The sequence below is a fragment of the Terrabacter sp. RAF57 genome, assembly GCF_052113925.1.
Lineage (GTDB): Bacteria > Actinomycetota > Actinomycetes > Actinomycetales > Dermatophilaceae > Terrabacter.
Genome location: NZ_JBFRDT010000003.1, coordinates 367,304 through 384,401, shown reverse-complemented (window position 1 = coordinate 384,401; position 17,098 = coordinate 367,304). Strand labels below are relative to the sequence as shown.

At 71.7% G+C, this 17,098-nt stretch carries 12 protein-coding genes; all 12 read left to right on the top strand.

The genetic code is table 11. The annotated features are described in order from the left end of the window. The first annotated feature begins 41 nt into the window (after positions 1-41). Complete coding sequence (locus AB4Y83_RS06765) at positions 42-1,907, top strand: ABC transporter ATP-binding protein (RefSeq protein WP_442296378.1); 1,866 nt, start codon at positions 42-44, stop codon at positions 1,905-1,907. Beyond that, positions 1,904-3,715 carry an ABC transporter ATP-binding protein gene (locus AB4Y83_RS06760; protein ID WP_442296377.1) on the top strand — a complete coding sequence of 604 codons (1,812 nt, stop codon included), beginning with the start codon at positions 1,904-1,906 and terminating at the stop codon, positions 3,713-3,715. The genes AB4Y83_RS06765 and AB4Y83_RS06760 overlap by 4 nt, the downstream gene beginning before the upstream one ends. A 49-nt stretch (positions 3,716-3,764) precedes the next feature. After that, a complete protein-coding gene (gene hisI / locus AB4Y83_RS06755) occupies positions 3,765-4,175 on the top strand; it encodes a phosphoribosyl-AMP cyclohydrolase (RefSeq protein ID WP_442273653.1) in 411 nt (136 codons plus the stop codon). A gap of 180 nt (positions 4,176-4,355) precedes the next feature. Continuing rightward, entirely contained in the window at positions 4,356-5,939 is a 1,584-nt protein-coding gene (locus AB4Y83_RS06750) for an anthranilate synthase component I (protein ID WP_442296376.1), read from the top strand. Next, positions 5,936-6,553, top strand: a complete 618-nt coding sequence (locus AB4Y83_RS06745) for a Trp biosynthesis-associated membrane protein (protein WP_442296375.1) — start codon at positions 5,936-5,938, stop codon at positions 6,551-6,553. The genes AB4Y83_RS06750 and AB4Y83_RS06745 overlap by 4 nt, the downstream gene beginning before the upstream one ends. Positions 6,554-6,611: 58 nt before the next feature. Beyond that, the gene (locus tag AB4Y83_RS06740; protein WP_442273650.1) at positions 6,612-6,881 is read left to right on the top strand and encodes an HGxxPAAW family protein; all 270 of its coding nucleotides are present in this window, start codon (positions 6,612-6,614) and stop codon (positions 6,879-6,881) included. A gap of 5 nt (positions 6,882-6,886) precedes the next feature. Continuing rightward, positions 6,887-7,714, top strand: a complete 828-nt coding sequence (gene trpC, locus AB4Y83_RS06735; RefSeq protein WP_442296374.1) for an indole-3-glycerol phosphate synthase TrpC — start codon at positions 6,887-6,889, stop codon at positions 7,712-7,714. Positions 7,715-7,716: 2 nt separating this feature from the next. Next, positions 7,717-8,976 carry a tryptophan synthase subunit beta gene (gene trpB, locus AB4Y83_RS06730; RefSeq protein ID WP_442273648.1) on the top strand — a complete coding sequence of 420 codons (1,260 nt, stop codon included), beginning with the start codon at positions 7,717-7,719 and terminating at the stop codon, positions 8,974-8,976. Continuing rightward, positions 8,973-9,773 carry a tryptophan synthase subunit alpha gene (trpA, locus tag AB4Y83_RS06725; RefSeq protein WP_442296373.1) on the top strand — a complete coding sequence of 267 codons (801 nt, stop codon included), beginning with the start codon at positions 8,973-8,975 and terminating at the stop codon, positions 9,771-9,773. The genes trpB and trpA overlap by 4 nt, the downstream gene beginning before the upstream one ends. After that, positions 9,770-10,846 carry a prolipoprotein diacylglyceryl transferase gene (gene lgt / locus AB4Y83_RS06720; RefSeq protein ID WP_442296372.1) on the top strand — a complete coding sequence of 359 codons (1,077 nt, stop codon included), beginning with the start codon at positions 9,770-9,772 and terminating at the stop codon, positions 10,844-10,846. Before trpA ends, lgt begins: the two co-directional genes overlap by 4 nt. Before the next feature lie 202 nt (positions 10,847-11,048). Next, positions 11,049-15,614: a glutamate synthase large subunit gene (gene gltB, locus AB4Y83_RS06715; RefSeq protein WP_442296371.1), complete on the top strand. Its 4,566-nt coding sequence runs from the start codon at positions 11,049-11,051 to the stop codon at positions 15,612-15,614. After that, positions 15,607-17,064: a glutamate synthase subunit beta gene (locus AB4Y83_RS06710; protein ID WP_442273644.1), complete on the top strand. Its 1,458-nt coding sequence runs from the start codon at positions 15,607-15,609 to the stop codon at positions 17,062-17,064. Before gltB ends, AB4Y83_RS06710 begins: the two co-directional genes overlap by 8 nt. The last annotated feature ends 34 nt before the right edge of the window (positions 17,065-17,098 follow it).

Sequence of the window (17,098 nt, the reverse complement as noted above, 5' to 3'; positions counted from 1 at the left end):
GGGGTCGACCACAGAGCACGTCACCAGGGGAGCAGCACACCGTGAACGTCCCGCCCACCTCGACCCTTCGGGAGGGTCTCGCCGTCATCGGCCGGGGCATCAAGGGCCAGCCTCGCTGGTTCTCCCTCGCCGTGGTCGGCAGCGTCGTCTACGGCGTCATGACGAGCCTGACCGCGGCGGCCATCGGCTTCGTCGTCCAGCACGCCGTGTCGCCCGCCATCGAGGCCGGGTACGTCACGGCGTCCCAGCTGTGGTTCATCGGCGGCGTCATGGCGGCGGTCGTGCTCACGACGATCATCGGTGTCATCGGCCGTCGCATCGCCGGCGGCGTCGCCATGTACAACCTCGGCGCGATGTACCGCGGCCAGGTCACCCGCCAGTACCTCCGGCTCCCGCTCAGCTGGCACCACAAGCACCCGTCGGGTCAGCTGCTCTCCAACGCGAACGCCGACGTCGAGGCGACGTGGAACATCTTCGCGCCGCTGCCGATGGCCCTCGGAGTCGTGGTGATGCTCGTGTTCGGCATCGTCCAGATGGTCATCGTCGACCCCTGGCTCGCGCTCGTGGGGCTCACCGTCTTCCCGATGCTCTTCCTGGCCAACGTGGCCTTCCAGCGAGCCATGTCGCCGCGGGTCACTCGAGCGCAGCAGCTGCGCGCCGACGTCTCCGAGGTCGCCCACGAGAGCTTCGAGGCGGCGCTCATCGTCAAGTCGCTCGGCCGAGAGGACCACGAGGCCGAGCGCTTCCGCGGCGTCACCCACGAGCTGCGCGACGCCAACATCGAGGTCGGCCGCACGCGTGGCCGCTTCGACCCTGCCATCGAGGCGATCCCCACGATCGGCACCCTCGCCGTGCTCTTCGTCGGCACGCTCCGCGTGAGCAGTGGCGTGCTCACGGCCGGTCAGGTCATCCAGGTCGCCTACCTCTTCTCCATCCTCGCCTTCCCCGTCCGCGCCCTCGGCTGGGTTCTCGCCGAGCTGCCGCGCGCCGTCGTCGGATGGAAGCGCGTCTCGGCGGTCCTCGACGCGACGGGCAGCATGACCTTCGGTGACCGGGCGCTGCCCCGGGGCGCCGCGAGCCACCTGCAGGCCGAGCGACTCGCGTACGCCTACGAGATCGAGACCGAGACGGGCGAGGCCGACCGCAACCCCGCGGTCGTCGACGTCACCCTCGACGTGGCACCCGGGGCCACGGTCGCGATCGTCGGACCCACGGGCAGCGGCAAGTCGACGCTGACCAACCTCGTCATGCGGCTCGTCGACCCCGACTCGGGAGCCGTGCTGGTCGACGACGTCGACCTGCGCGAGGTGCGCCGCGGCGGCATCAGCGACGTCGCCGCGCTCGTCGCGCAGCAGACCTTCATGTTCGACGACTCCGTCAGGGGCAACATCACCCTCGGGGCCGAGCACGACGACGAGAGCGTGTGGCGCGCGCTGCACGTGGCGCAGGGCGCCGGCTTCGTCGAGAAGCTGCCCGACGGTCTCGAGACCCACGTCGGCGAGCGCGGGGCGAGCCTCTCCGGTGGGCAGCGCCAGCGCATCGCCCTGGCGCGCGCCGTGATCCGGGAGCCGCAGCTGCTCATCCTCGACGACGCCACGTCGGCCGTCGACCCCAGCGTCGAGCAGGCCATCCTGGCCCGGCTGCGCGAGGCGAGCTCGGGCACCACGGTCCTCGTCGTCGCCTACCGCATGGCCACGATCCTGCTCGCCGACGAGGTCGTCTACCTCGAGGGCGGTCGGGTCGTCGACCACGGCTCCCACGACCAGCTCCTCGGCCGGTGCGTCGGCTACGAGCGGCTCGTCACGGCATACGCCCGCGAGGCCGCCGAGCGCCAGGCCATCGCGGCCGCCGAGGAGCACGACGACCACGGGCGTGGTGTCGACGCCGCCGAGGAGGTCTCCCGATGAGCATGCGGTCCCAGGTCCTCGTCGAGCACCACGGCGTCGCCACCGGCAAGGAGATGACGACGTGGCAGACCCTGCGTCGTGGTGTCGAGCTCTCACCGGAGCTGCGCAAGGGCATCTGGGTCACCGTGCTGCTCGCCGTGCTCTCGACCCTCGGCCGGGTGCTCGTGCCGTTCGTCGTCCAGCGCATCACCGACGAGGGCCTCCTCGCCGAGGGCGGTCCCGACACCCAGGTCGTGGCCATCTACATCGGCATCGCGCTCGTCGGCGTCGCCGTGACGGCGGTCTCCGCCTACTTCGTCAACATCCGCCTCTTCCGGTCGTCCGAGAACGGCCTGGCGACGTTGCGGCTCAGGGCCTTCCGGCACATCCACGACCTTGCGATGCTCACCCAGAACACCGAGCGGCGCGGGTCGCTCGTCTCCCGCGTCACGTCCGACGTCGACACGATCTCGATGTTCGTGCAGTTCGGCGGGCTCATGCTCATGATCAACATCGCGCAGATCTCCCTCGCGACGGTGCTCATGGTCGTCTACAGCCCGCTCCTCGGCCTCGTCGTGTGGCTGTGCTTCGTGCCGCTCTTCGTCATCATCCGCAAGTTCCAGGGCATCGTCGGCCGGGCCTACACGAAGGTGCGCGAACGCGTCGGCGACATGCTCGGAGCCATCTCGGAGGCCGTCGTCGGGGCGCAGGCCATCCGCGCCTACGGCGTCGAGGACCGCACCGCCGAGCGCATCGACGCCGCGGTCGAGGCGCACCGCAAGGCGGCCATCGGCGCCCAGGCCCGCTCGGTCGTGGCGTTCACGTCGGGGCAGCTCGTCTCCGGACTCACCACGGCAGTCGTCCTCGTCGTCGGCACCGTGCTCGCGGCCCGCGGCAGCCTGACGCTGGGCGAGCTGCTCGCCTTCCTCTTCCTCGTCAACCTCTTCACCCAGCCGGTCCAACAGGCCACCGAGATCCTCAACGAGATGCAGAACGCCGTCGCCGGCTGGCGCCGGGTCATCGGCATCATCGACACCCCCGCCGACGTCTCCGACCCGGGCGACTCCGGCGTCACCCTGCCGCGCGGACCGATCACGGTGCAGTTCAACGAGGTCGGCTTCGCCTACCCCGGTGGCGCGCCCGTGCTCCACGACATCGACCTGACGATCGCGCCGCGCAGCCGCGTCGCGATCGTCGGTGAGACCGGGTCGGGCAAGTCGACCCTCGCCAAGCTGCTCACCCGGCTCATGGACTCCAGCAGCGGGCAGGTGCTCCTCGACGGCGTCGACCTGCGCACGATCCGCTTCTCGTCGCTGCGCTCCCGCGTCGTGCTCGTCCCCCAGGAGGGTTTCCTCTTCGACGGCACGCTGCTCGACAACATCCGCTTCGGCCGTCCGCAGGCGAGCGAGCAGGTCGTGCGCCTCACCCTCACCGAGCTCGGTCTCGACCCGTGGGTCTCGACCCTCCCGCTCGGTCTGGCGACCGACGTCGGCCAGCGTGGCGAGTCGCTGTCGGCCGGCGAGCGCCAGCTCGTCGCGCTGGCCCGCGCCTACCTCGCCGACCCCGACCTGCTCGTCCTCGACGAGGCGACGTCGGCCGTCGACCCGAGCACGGAGGTGCGGATCCAGCGCGCCCTCGACTCGCTGACCCGCGGGCGCACCTCCATCGCGATCGCGCACCGGCTCTCGACGGCCCAGGCCGCCGACGAGGTGATCGTCGTCGATGCGGGTCGCATCGTCGAGCGCGGCCACCACACCGAGCTCGTCCGGCTCGGAGGCGTCTACTCACGGCTCCACGAGTCCTGGGTCGCCCAGCAGCAGGCGCTCTGACCGCGAGACCGAGTGCCGGGTTCGGTCCGGGCGGCGGCAGAATGGGCGGGTGACCGACGCCCTCGACCCGACGCCAGCTGCCACGCCCGACCCCTCGACGCTCGACCCGCAGATCGCCGAGCTGCTCAAGCGCGACGAGCACGGCCTCGTGGCCGCCGTGGTGCAGCAGCACGACACGGGCGACGTCCTCATGGTCGGCTGGATGGACGACGAGGCCCTGCGCCGCACGCTCGGAGAGGGCCGGGTGACGTTCTGGTCGCGCAGCCGTCAGGAGTACTGGCGCAAGGGCGACACGAGCGGCCACGTGCAGTGGGTCAAGGGCGTGCGTCTCGACTGCGACGGCGACGCCCTTCTCGTGAGCGTCGACCAGGTCGGTGCGGCCTGCCACACGGGGGACCGCACCTGCTTCGACGCTCGCGTCCTCCCCGCCACCGTCGGCGAGCCCACGCCCAGCGCCTGAGCCCCCACGTCGAGCGAGCGCTCCGTCCCACTCGAGTGACGGGGGTCTCAGGTCGTCCTGTGACCCGGCGCTCACTCGAGTGGGGTTGGGCGCTCACTCGAGGGTGGTGGGGAGCGGCCKGGCGTGTTCGACGGGTGAGGCGGGGACACGGCATACGACCGCGTGGGCCAGAATGGCTCGGTGCCCGACTCGAACACCTCGCTCGCCGCCGCGCCCGCGCCACACGCCGACCTCGCGTGGGGACGCACGTGGCCGAGCCTCGAGGTCTTCACCGAGCTGGCGCTCGAGCACCGTCGCGTCATCCCGGTCGTACGCCGGGTGCTCGCCGACGCGGAGACGCCGGTCGGCGTCTACCGCAAGCTCGCCAAAAACGCCCCGGGCACGTTCCTGCTCGAGTCCGCGGAGCACGGCGGCGTCTGGTCGCGCTACTCGATCGTCGGGGCGCGCAGCGCGGCGACGTTGACCGAGAAGGACGGCCGGGTCCACTGGATCGGCGAGCCGCCGGTCGGGCTGCCCACCGACGGGGACCCGACCGCGGCCGTCCGCGACACCGTGGCCGCCCTCGCGACGCCTCGTACGCCGGGTCTGCCGCCCCTGACCGGTGGACTCGTCGGGGCCATCACCTACGACGCCGTCCGCCGCTGGGAGAAGGTCCCCGACGGCGGCCGCGACGAGCTCGACCTGCCCGAGGTCGCGATGATGCTCGCCACCGACCTCGCGGTCTTCGACCACAGCGACGGCTCACTGCTGCTCATCGCCAACGCCGTCAACCACGACGCGACCGACGAGCGCATCGAGGACGCGTGGGCCGATGCCGTGAGCCGTCTCGACCGGATGACCGACGAGCTCGCGGCCCCCGCGCCGAGCACCGTCGCCACGATCGAGCCCACCCACAGCAACCCGACGAGCAGCCACACGCAGGCCGAGTACGAGGAGATGGTCGAGGAGGCCAAGGAGGCGATCCGGGCCGGCGAGGCCTTCCAGATCGTCGTCTCCCAGCGCTTCACGGTGCCCTGCCGGGCCGACGCCCTCGACGTCTACCGCGCGCTGCGGGTCAGCAACCCGAGCCCCTACATGTACCTCCTGCGGCTCCCTCATCCCGACGGCACGGCCTACGACATCGTCGGCTCGAGCCCCGAGGCGCTCATCAAGGTGACGGGACGTCAGGCGATCACCCACCCCATCGCCGGGTCGCGCCCGCGGGGCAAGAGTCCCGACCACGACGCGCACCTCGCCGAGGAGCTGCTCGGCGACGCGAAGGAGCGGGCCGAGCACCTCATGCTCGTCGACCTCGCCCGCAACGACCTCCAGCGCATCTGCCGCGCCGGCACCGTCGACACCGTCGACTTTATGTCGATCCGGCGCTACAGCCACATCATGCACATCGAGTCGACCGTCGTCGGTGACCTCCGCGACGACCAGAGCGCCTACGACGCGCTCGTCGCCACGTTCCCCGCCGGCACGCTGAGCGGGGCCCCCAAGCCGCGGGCCATGGCCCTCATCGACGCCTACGAGGGACTGCGGCGCGGTCTCTACGGCGGCGTCGTCGGCTACCTCGACTTCGCCGGCGACCTCGACATGGCCATCGCCATCCGCACGGCGCTCATCAAGGACGGCCGCGCGCACGTCCAGGCCGGCGCGGGGATCGTCGCCGACTCCGTGCCGCACCTCGAGTACGAGGAGACGGTCAACAAGGCCGCTGCCGCCCTGCGCGCCGTGGCAGCCGCCGCGGGCCTGCGACCGCTGGGAGACCACCGCCCATGACGTCCGTAGCCCCGTCCGGCACCCGGCCCGGCGCCCTCGACAAGAAGCGCGCGGCCCTCGTCGTCCTCGTTCCCGCCGCCCTGCTGCTCGGCCTCACGACGCGCACGTGGGCGAGCGGTGAGTCCAAGGACGTCCTCAGCCAGGCGGTCACCGACGTGACCGGCGGCACCGCGGCACCCGGGGTCGTCGGTCTCACGACCGTCTGCGTCGTGGCCCTGCTCGGCCTCATGACGGGTGGCCGCATCATCCGGGCCGTCGCCGCGATCGTCCTCGTGCTGGCCTCGCTCGGTGCCCTGGGCATGACGGTCCTCGTCGCGCTGCGCCCGGTCGACACCGTCGCCGACGCGGTCGCCCGCGAGCTCGCCCGGACGACGGCTCCGGCCGCCACCGGAGCGAGCACCGTGTGGGTCTGGCTGGCCGTCGCCGCGGCGGTCCTGCTGGCCCTCGGGTCCGCCTCGGCAGCCGTGTCGAGCCGCAGGTGGGCCGGCCTCTCGGGTCGCTACGAGCGGGGCGACAAGCCCGCGAGCGGGCCGCGTGGAGAGGTCCGCACGACGTGGGACGAGCTGTCCGAGGGCCGGGACCCGACCCTGCGCGACGCCCCCGACGAGACCTGACAGAATGAACGTCGTCGGCCCGCACGCGAGTGGCGCCGATCGGACCAGAGAGGACGCCATGGAAGAGCAGCACGAGGACCACGGTCACAGCACCGCAGCCTGGACCGGGGTCGGAGTCATCCTGCTCGGCACGGCCATCGCGTCGGTCGCGGTCATCATCCCCAGCCTCGTCCTCGGCATCATCGGTGCCGTCGTCATCGTGGCCGGTGTCGCCGCGGGCAAGACGATGTCCATGGCCGGCTACGGCAACAAGGGGCACCACGCGCAGGCGGGCTCGATCGTCGACGCCCCCGACGAGACGGGTGCCGAGACCCTCGGCAAGAGCTGAGAGCAGTGCCGACGGTTCTCGACGAGATCATCAGCGGCGTCCGCGAGGATCTCGGACGCCGTCGCGCCGCGCTGTCGCCGGCTGACCTGGAGGCGCGACTCGCGTCGGTGCCCCCGGCGCTCGACCCGATGCCGGGCATCCGCTCCGCAGAAGGCGTCGCCGTCATCGCCGAGGTCAAGCGGTCGAGCCCGAGCAAGGGCGCGCTCGCGGACATCCCCGAGCCCGGCTTGCTGGCGCGGTCGTATGCCGCCGGGGGAGCGAGCGCCATCAGCGTGCTCACCGAGGAGCGCCGGTTCTCCGGCAGCCTCGCCGACCTCGACGAGGTGCGCGCAGCGGTCCGGACTCCCTTGCTGCGCAAGGACTTCATGGTCGACGCCTACCAGGTGACCGAGGCCCGGGCCCACGGCGCGGACCTCATCCTGCTCATCGTCGCGGCTCTCGACGACGCCCTCATGCGCGACCTGAACGACCAGGCCCGCGAGCTCGGCATGACCGCGCTCGTCGAGGTCCACGACGCCGCCGAGCTCGACCGGGCCCTCGCGCTCGACCCCGTCCTCGTCGGCGTCAACGCCCGCAACCTCAAGACCCTCGAGGTCGACCCCCGCACCGTGACCGACCTGCTGCCGCGCGTCCCCGAGGGCGTCGTCGGCGTGGCCGAGTCCGGGGTCAGCGGGCCGGCCGACGTCGCCGCGTACGTGCGGGCGGGAGCCGGTGCCGTGCTCGTCGGCGAGGCCCTCGTCAAGGACGGCGCCCCCGAGGCCGCGATCCGCGGCTTCATCGACGCCGCGACCGCGGTCCGGGCCTCGGCCCGACCCGGCGCGGCAGGAGAGTGAGCATGACCACGACATCCAACGTGCCGGCATACGGCCGCTTCGGGGGTTTCGGCGGACGCTACGTCCCCGAGGCGCTCATCCCCGCCCTCGAGCAGCTCGAGGAGGTCTGGCGCAAGGCCGTCGTCGACCCGGAGTTCGTCGGCGAGCTCGAGCGTCTCCAGCGCACCTACACCGGGCGCCCGAGCATCATCACCGAGGTGCCGCGTTTCGCCGAGCACTGCGGCGGCGCCCGCGTCATCCTCAAGCGCGAGGACCTCAACCACACCGGCTCGCACAAGATCAACAACGTCCTCGGCCAGGCCCTGCTGACCAAGCGCATGGGCAAGACGCGCGTCATCGCCGAGACCGGTGCGGGCCAGCACGGCGTCGCGACGGCCACGGCGGCCGCCCTGCTCGGCCTCGACTGCGTCGTCTACATGGGCCGCAAGGACACCGAGCGCCAGGCGCTCAACGTCGCGCGGATGCGCCTGCTCGGCGCCGAGGTCGTCGCGGTCGACAACGGCAGCAAGACGCTCAAGGACGCCGTCAACGAGGCGTTCCGCGACTGGGTCGCCAACGTCGAGACCACGCACTACGTGCTCGGCACCGTCACCGGGCCGCACCCCTTCCCGGAGATGGTCCGCGACTTCCACCGCGTCATCGGTGTCGAGGCGCGCCAGCAGGTGCTCGACCTCGTCGGTCGGCTGCCCGACGCCGTCCTCGCCTGCGTCGGCGGCGGCTCCAATGCGATGGGGATCTTCCACCGCTTCATCGACGACCGCTCGGTCCGGCTCATCGGGTTCGAGGCGGGCGGCGAGGGCGTCGAGTCCGGCAAGCACGCGGCGCGCTTCTCGGCCGGCATCCCCGGCGTGCTCCACGGCGCCTTCACCTACGTCATGCAGGACGAGGACGGCCAGACCGTCGAGTCGCACAGCGTGTCGGCGGGTCTCGACTACCCCAGCGTCGGACCCGAGCACGCCCACCTGCTCGAGTCGGGGCGCGCGGAGTACCGCCCGATCAGCGACGTCGAGGCCATGGAGGCCTTCTCGCTGCTCTCGCGCACCGAGGGCATCCTGCCCGCCATCGAGAGCGCGCACGCGCTCGCCGGTGCGATGAAGGTCGGCCGCGAGCTCGGACCCGACGCCGTCCTGCTCGTCAACCTCTCGGGGCGCGGCGACAAGGACGTCCACACGGCGGCCGAGTGGTTCGGCCTCATCGGCGACGACGGCTCGCCGCGTCTGCCGGACGACGACGGCGCCAAGGGCATGGGGGAGCAGCAGTGAGCGTCGCCACCATCATCGAGAAGTGCCGTGCCGACAACCGCGCGGCCCTCATCGGCTACCTCCCCGTCGGCTTCCCCTCGGTCGAGGGGTCGATCGCGGCGATGAAGGTCCTCGTCGAGTCCGGCGTCGACATCATCGAGATCGGGGTGCCCTACAGCGACCCGGTCATGGACGGCCCCGTCATCCAGGATGCCGCCGTGCGGGCCCTCGCGGCCGGCGTGCACCTGACCGACATCTTCACGGCGGCGCGTGAGGTCTCGGCCGCCGGCGCGGGTGCGCTCGTGATGACGTACTGGAACCCCGTCCTGCGCTACGGCGTCGAGCGCTTCGCCACCGACCTCGCCGCCGCCGGGGCAGCCGGGCTCATCACCCCTGACCTCATCCCCGAYGAGGCCGGCGACTGGATCGCCGCTGCCGACGCCCACGACCTCGACAAGGTCTTCCTCGTGGCGCCGAGCTCGACCCCCGAGCGCCTCGAGGCCGTGACCTCCCAGTGCCGTGGCTTCGTCTACGCGACCGCCGTCATGGGCGTCACCGGTGCGCGAGCCAGCGTCGGCGAGGCCGCCGACGCCCTCGTCTCACGCACCCGCGAGCACACTGACCTGCCCGTCTGCGTCGGGCTCGGTGTCTCGACCGGCGAGCAGGCGGCCCAGGTGGGCCGCTACGCCGACGGGGTCATCGTCGGCTCGGCGCTCGTGCGCTGCCTCACCGAGGCCGACTCCGACGAGCAKGGCCTCGAGGCGCTCGGCGGCCTCGCCCGTGAGCTCGCCGACGGCGTCCGTCGGGGCCGGTCATGAGCCTGCTCGCCGGGGTCCCGGCCGCGCTGGGCGCATTCCTGCCCACCGACATCCCGTCGCCGAGCGTCGGGGTCTGGCACCTGGGCCCGCTGCCGATCCGCGGCTATGCCTTGTGCATCCTCGCGGGCATCGTCGTCGCCGTCTGGCTGACGCAGAAGCGGCTCGAGGCCCGCGGGCACCGCAAGGGCGTCGCCATCGACATCTCCGCGTGGGCGGTGCCGTTCGGCATCGTCGGCGGACGCATCTACCACCTCATCACGACGCCGCAGCCGTACTTCGGCGAGAACGGCCAGCCGTTGAAGGCGTTCGCCATCTACGAGGGCGGCCTCGGCATCTGGGGCGCCGTGGCGCTCGGCGCCGTCGGCGCGTGGATCGGCTGCCGCAAGAACGGCGTCGCCTTCCGCGACTTCGTCGACGCCGCCGCTCCCGGGCTCGCGATCGCCCAGGCCATGGGCCGCTTCGGCAACTGGTTCAACAACGAGATCTACGGCGCGCCGACCGACCTGCCGTGGCGGCTGCGCATCTACGAGTGGGACACCTCCCTCGGCCGGGCCGTCGTCGACGGCCAGGGCAACCCCGTCGTCAAGGGCTACTTCCACCCGACGTTCCTCTACGAGGCCCTCTGGTGCCTGCTGCTCGCGGCCTTCCTCATCTGGCTCGGCCGTCATCGCCAGCTCAAGGCGGGCCAGGTCTTCGCCGCCTACGTCATGGGCTACCCGATCGGCCGCATCGTCATCGAGAACATGCGCACCGACTCGGCCAACCTCATCCTCGGTCAGCGCGTCAACACGTGGGTCTCGATCCTCGTGTTCCTGCTCGGCGTCTACCTGTGGCGGCGCTTCGCCCGGATGGAGCAGCCCCCGGTCCCGGTGTCGCCGGACGACCCGACCCTCGAGGGGGCGGGCGACCACCCCGACGAGAAGGACCACGCGGCGGGTCGCGAGTCGGCGCAGGTGCCGAGCGACGAGGCGGGCGCCGACGACCCCGAAGATCCTTCGGTGCAGACCGGCTCGGACCGGCCGAACGACACCGTGGGCAGCGACGCGAAGGTGGACCGTCCGGCGCAGTCCTGATGCGGTCTGCATCACGTCCCGACCGTGGCCGTGAGCACGGCGTCTCACGATTCGGAATCCGCCGTATCAACAGGTAGGACGAGCGGTCCCTCCGATATCGTCGTCAGCAACGCCTGTGGCCAGTGCCGTCCACATGCCCTCAGTCATGTCGCGTGGCCCCGTCGCGGTCGCCCGCCTGGGACCCAGCAGAAGGACGGTGAAGATGCCGCCGCACACCCGCACCCGTGCCCTCTTCAGTGCACACCCGGAGAACTCCGGTCTCTACCGACGCGAGTTCGAGCACGACGCCTGCGGTGTCGCCCTCATCGCGACGATGCGGGGGACGGCCGGTCACGACATCGTCGACCACGCCCTCACGGCACTGCGCAACCTCGACCACCGTGGTGCCACGGGCGCCGACCCGCTCGTCGGTGACGGCGCGGGCATCCTGACGCAGATCCCCGACGAGTTCTTCCGGGCGAACGTCCCCTTCACGCTCCCCAACAGCGGGGCGTATGCCGCCGGCATCGCCTTCCTGCCCCCCAACCCCATCGAGCGGGCCGCCGCCAAGGCCCGCATCGAGGAGATCGCGGTCGCCGAGAACCTCAAGGTGCTCGGCTGGCGCGAGGTCCCCGTCGAGGCCGACCTCGTCGGCACCGTCGCGCGCGACTGCATGCCGTTCTTCGAGCAGCTCTTCGTCAGCAGCTCGATCGGCCGCCAGGTGGCCCTGGGACTCGACCGCCTCGCTTTCTGCCTGCGCAAGCGCGCCGAGCACGAGGTCGACGTCTACTTCGCCTCGCTCAGCTCCCGCACCATCGTCTACAAGGGCATGCTGACGACCGGCCAGCTCGAGCCGTTCTTCCCCGACCTGTCGGACCCGCGCTTCGCGAGCGAGCTCGCCCTCGTTCACTCGCGTTTCTCGACCAACACGTTCCCGTCGTGGCCCCTCGCGCACCCGTACCGGTTCATCGCCCACAACGGCGAGATCAACACCGTCAAGGGCAACCGCAACTGGATGCACGCCCGCGAGAGCCTGCTGACGTCCGACATCATCCCGGGCGACCTCGAGCGGATCTTCCCGGTCTGCACGCCGGAGGCCTCCGACTCCGCGAGCTTCGACGAGGTGCTCGAGCTGCTCCACCTCGGTGGCCGTTCGCTTCCGCACGCCGTGCTCATGATGATCCCCGAGGCGTGGGAGAACCACGCCACGATGGACCCCGCCCGCAAGGCCTTCTACGAGTTCCACTCGACCTTCATGGAGCCGTGGGACGGCCCGGCCAACGTCTGCTTCAGCGACGGCACGCTCGTCGGGGCGGTCCTCGACCGCAACGGCCTGCGTCCGGGCCGCTACACCGTCACCGACGACGGGCTCGTCGTGCTCGCGTCGGAGTCCGGCGTGCTCGAGCTCGACCCGCGCACCATCGTCCAGCGGGGCCGGCTGCAGCCCGGGAAGATGTTCCTCGTCGACACCGAGCACGGCCGCATCGTCAGCGACGAGGAGATCAAGAGCCAGCTCGCGGCCGCCAAGCCGTACGCCGAGTGGCTGCACGCCGGTCTCATCCGCCTCGAGGACCTTCCCGAGCGCGAGCACATCGTGCACACGGCCGCCTCGGTCGCCCGTCGTCAGCAGACCTTCGGCTACACCGCCGAGGAGCTGCGCATCCTGCTGACGCCGATGGCCCGGTCGGGTGGCGAGGCGCTCGGCTCGATGGGCACCGACACGCCCATCGCCGTCCTGTCGTCGCGGCCACGCCTGCTCTTCGACTACTTCACCCAGCTCTTCGCGCAGGTCACCAACCCCCCGCTCGACGCGATCCGCGAGGAGCTCGTCACCTCGCTCGGCACGTACATGGGCCCGGAGGGCAACGCGCTGTCGGCGTCCCCGAGCCACGCCCGGCAGCTCGTCCTCGACTTCCCCGTCATCGACAACGACGAGCTCGCCAAGATCGTGCACATCAACGCCGACGGCGACCTGCCCGGCTACGCCACGCACGTCGTCCGCGGCCTCTACGACGTCACCGGGGGAGCGGCCGCCATGCGCGACCGCCTCGAGGAGATCTTCGCCGAGGTCTCGCAGGCGATCCGCCGCGGAGCCCGCTTCGTCGTGCTCTCCGACCGCGACTCGGGCCGTGACCTCGCGCCCATCCCGTCGCTGCTGCTCACGGCTGCCGTCCACCACCACCTCATCCGCGAGAAGACCCGCACCCAGGTGGGTCTGCTCGTCGAGGCCGGCGACGTGCGCGAGGTCCACCACGTGGCCCTGCTCATCGGCTTCGGTGCCGCCGCCGTCAACCCCTACCTGGCCATGGAGACCGTCGAGGACCTCGTCCGGGCGGGCGAGATCGAGGGCGTCACGGCCGAGAAGGCCGTGGCCAACCTCATCAAGGCGCTCGGCAAGGGTGTCCTCAAGGTCATGTCCAAGATGGGCATCTCGACCGTCGCCTCCTACCGCGGCGCCCAGGTCTTCGAGGCCATCGGCCTGGCCCAGCCGCTCGTCGACCGCTACTTCACGGGCACCGTCAGCCAGCTCGGCGGCGTCGGCCTCGACGTCATCGCCCGCGAGGCGGCCGAGCGCCATGCCCGGGCCTACCCGCCGGACGGCGTCCACCAGCCGCACCGCACCCTCGAGGTCGGCGGCGAGTACCAGTGGCGCCGCGAGGGCGAGCCGCACCTCTTCGACCCCGAGACGGTCTTCCGCCTCCAGCACTCGACGCGCCAGCGCCGCTACGACATCTTCAAGCAGTACACCGGGCGCATCGACGACCAGACGTCCCGGCTCATGACGCTGCGCGGCCTCATGGGCTTCCGGCCGACCGGGGTCACGGGCCGGCTGCCCGTGCCGATCGAGGAGGTCGAGCCGGTCAGCGAGATCGTCAAGCGCTTCAACACGGGGGCGATGAGCTACGGCTCGATCTCCAGGGAGGCGCACGAGACCCTCGCGATCGCGATGAACCACCTCGGCGGACGCTCGAACACCGGCGAGGGCGGCGAGGACATCGACCGCCTGCTCGACCCCGAGCGCCGCTCGGCCGTCAAGCAGGTCGCGTCCGGACGCTTCGGCGTCACGAGCCTCTACCTCACCCACTCCGACGACATCCAGATCAAGATGGCGCAGGGCGCCAAGCCCGGCGAGGGCGGGCAGCTGCCCGGGCACAAGGTCTACCCGTGGGTGGCCAAGACGCGGCACTCGACGCCCGGCGTCGGGCTCATCTCGCCGCCCCCGCACCACGACATCTACTCGATCGAGGACCTGGCGCAGCTGATCCACGACCTCAAGAACGCCAACCCGGCGGCGCGCATCCACGTCAAGCTCGTCTCCGAGATCGGTGTCGGCACGGTCGCGGCCGGCGTGTCCAAGGCGCACGCCGACGTGGTGCTCATCTCCGGCCACGACGGCGGCACGGGCGCCTCGCCGCTCACCTCGCTCAAGCACGCGGGCGCGCCGTGGGAGCTCGGCCTCGCCGAGGCCCAGCAGACCCTCGTGCTCAACGGCCTGCGCGACCGCATCGTCGTCCAGGTCGACGGGCAGCTCAAGACCGGTCGCGACGTCGTCGTGGCTGCGCTGCTCGGTGCCGAGGAGTTCGGCTTCGCCACCGCGCCGCTCGTCGTCTCCGGCTGCATCATGATGCGCGTCTGCCACCTCGACACCTGTCCGGTCGGCATCGCGACCCAGAACCCCGAGCTGCGCTCGCGCTTCTCCGGCAAGCCGGAGTTCGTCGAGACCTTCTTCGAGTACATCGCGGAGGAGGTGCGTGAGCACCTGGCCTCGCTCGGCTTCCGCTCGATCGAGGAGGCCGTCGGCCAGGTCGGCAGCCTCGACCTCGACAAGGCCATCGCGCACTGGAAGGCGTCCGGCCTCGACCTCAGCCCGATCCTCGCCGTCGCCGACAACCCGACCGGTGGCACGCTCCACCAGTCGGCCACGCAGGACCACGGGCTCGACAAGGCGCTCGACAACGAGCTGCTGAGCCGCGCCCTGTCGGCCATCGAGTCCGGCGAGCCGGTGCGCACCCAGATCGCGGTGCGCAACGTCAACCGCACCGTCGGCACGATGCTCGGTCACCACGTGACCAAGGCGCACCCGCACGGTCTCGCCGACAACACGATCGAGCTGACGATGACCGGGTCCGGTGGGCAGTCCTTCGGCGCCTTCCTGCCGGCGGGCGTCACGATGCAGCTCTTCGGCGACGCCAACGACTACGTCGGCAAGGGACTGTCGGGTGGCCGCGTGGCCGTCCGGCCGCACCGCGAGGCCACCCTCGTTGCCGAGGAGAACGTCATCGGTGGCAACGTCATCGCGTACGGCGCGACGACCGGCCAGATCTTCCTGCGCGGCATCGTCGGCGAGCGCTTCTGCGTGCGCAACTCCGGCGCCCACGCGGTCGTCGAGGGGGTCGGCGACCACGGCTGCGAGTACATGACCGGGGGCACGGCCGTCGTGCTCGGCCGGACCGGGCGCAACTTCGCGGCCGGCATGTCCGGTGGCGTCGCCTACGTCCTCGACCTCGACGCCGACCTGGTCAACCGCGAGATGGTCGACCTCCTGCCGCTGCGGCCCGACGACGAGGGGCCGCTCCGCGAGCTGCTCGAGGGCCACGTCAGGTGGACCGAGTCGCCGGTCGCGCGGGCGCTGCTCGACGACTGGGCGGCGGCGCGCGAGCGCTTCACGCTCGTGCTCCCGCGCGACTACCAGCGTGTCCTCGACGTCCGGACCGAGGCCGAGGCGCAGGGCCTCGACCTCGACGGACCCGAAGTGTGGAACCGGATCATGGAGGCTTCCCGTGGCTGACCCCCAAGGCTTTCTCACCACCCGCGAGCGCGAGCTCCCGGCCCGCCGTCCCGTCCCCGTGCGCATCCGGGACTGGAAGGAGGTCTACGAGGAGCAGGAGCTCGGCCAGCTCCAGCGCCAGGCCGGCCGCTGCATGGACTGCGGCATCCCGTTCTGCCACTCCGGCTGCCCCCTCGGCAACCTCATCCCCGAGTGGAACAACTTCGCCTGGCGCGGGGACTGGTCCGACGCCATCGAGCGGCTCCACGCGACGAACAACTTCCCGGAGTTCACCGGCCGTCTCTGCCCGGCGCCGTGCGAGACGGCGTGCGTGCTCGGCATCAACCAGCCGGCCGTGACGATCAAGCAGGTCGAGGTCACGACGATCGAGCGCGCCTTCGACGAGGGCCTCGTCAAGCCGCTCCCGCCCGAGCGCCTGTCCGGCAAGACGGTCGCCGTCGTCGGGTCGGGCCCGGCCGGCCTGGCGGCCGCCCAGCAGCTGACGCGCGCGGGCCACACCGTCGCCGTCTTCGAGCGCGCCGACAAGCCCGGGGGTCTGCTGCGCTACGGCATCCCCGAGTTCAAGATGGAGAAGTCGGTCCTCGACCGGCGTCTGGACCAGATGACGGCCGAGGGCACCCGCTTCCGCAACGGGATGGACGTCGGGGTCGACATCACGGGTCGCCAGCTGCGCGACCGCTACGACGCCGTCGTGCTCGCGCTCGGGGCCACGGTCCCGCGCGACCTCGACGTCCCGGGTCGCCGGCTCGGCGGCATCCACCAGGCGATGGACTACCTCCCGCAGGGCAACCGGGCTGCGCTCGGCGAGCAGGTGGAGGGCCAGATCCTGGCCACCGACAAGCACGTCATCGTCATCGGCGGTGGTGACACCGGTGCCGACTGCATCGGCACCGCCCACCGGCAGGGCGCGGCGTCCGTCACGAGCCTCGAGATCATGCCGCAACCGGGGGAGGACCGCCCCGGCACCCAGCCGTGGCCGACCTACCCGATGCTCTACCGCGTCGCGAGCGCCCACGAGGAGGGCGGCGAGCGCCTCTACGCCGTCAGCACGACGGAGTTCGTCGGCGACGACGACGGCAACGTCGCAGCGCTGCGCCTGACCGAGGTCGAGTTCGTCGACGGCCGCCCGACGTCCAAGCCCGGCACCGAGCGCGAGATCCCGGCCCAGCTGGTCCTCTTCGCGATGGGCTTCCTCGGCCCGCAGGGTCCGGGCGTCGTCGAGCAGCTCGGTGTCACGCTCGACGAGCGCAGCAACGTGCAGCGGGACAAGAACTTCATGAGCTCGGTCCCGGGCGTCTTCGTCGCCGGCGATGCCGGCCGCGGCCAGTCGCTCATCGTCTGGGCCATCGCCGAGGGGCGCGCCGCCGCCGCCGGCGTCGACGCGTGGCTGACCGGCTCGAGCTCGCTGCCGCGTCCGATCGGCCCGAGCGACCGCCCGGTCACGGTCTGACCGCACCGGCCCCGCATCCGGCCACCCCGCCACA

Bases quoted from the DNA above. Each gene is read 5' to 3' on its own strand.
- AB4Y83_RS06760 (WP_442296377.1), top strand. From the start codon at position 1,904: ATGAGCATGCGGTCCCAGGTCCTCGTCGAGCACCACGGCGTCGCCACC.
- AB4Y83_RS06740 (WP_442273650.1), top strand. From the start codon at position 6,612: ATGGAAGAGCAGCACGAGGACCACGGTCACAGCACCGCAGCCTGGACC.
- gltB (WP_442296371.1), top strand. From the start codon at position 11,049: ATGCCGCCGCACACCCGCACCCGTGCCCTCTTCAGTGCACACCCGGAG.
- trpB (WP_442273648.1), top strand. From the start codon at position 7,717: ATGACCACGACATCCAACGTGCCGGCATACGGCCGCTTCGGGGGTTTC.
- lgt (WP_442296372.1), top strand. From the start codon at position 9,770: ATGAGCCTGCTCGCCGGGGTCCCGGCCGCGCTGGGCGCATTCCTGCCC.
- AB4Y83_RS06745 (WP_442296375.1), top strand. From the start codon at position 5,936: ATGACGTCCGTAGCCCCGTCCGGCACCCGGCCCGGCGCCCTCGACAAG.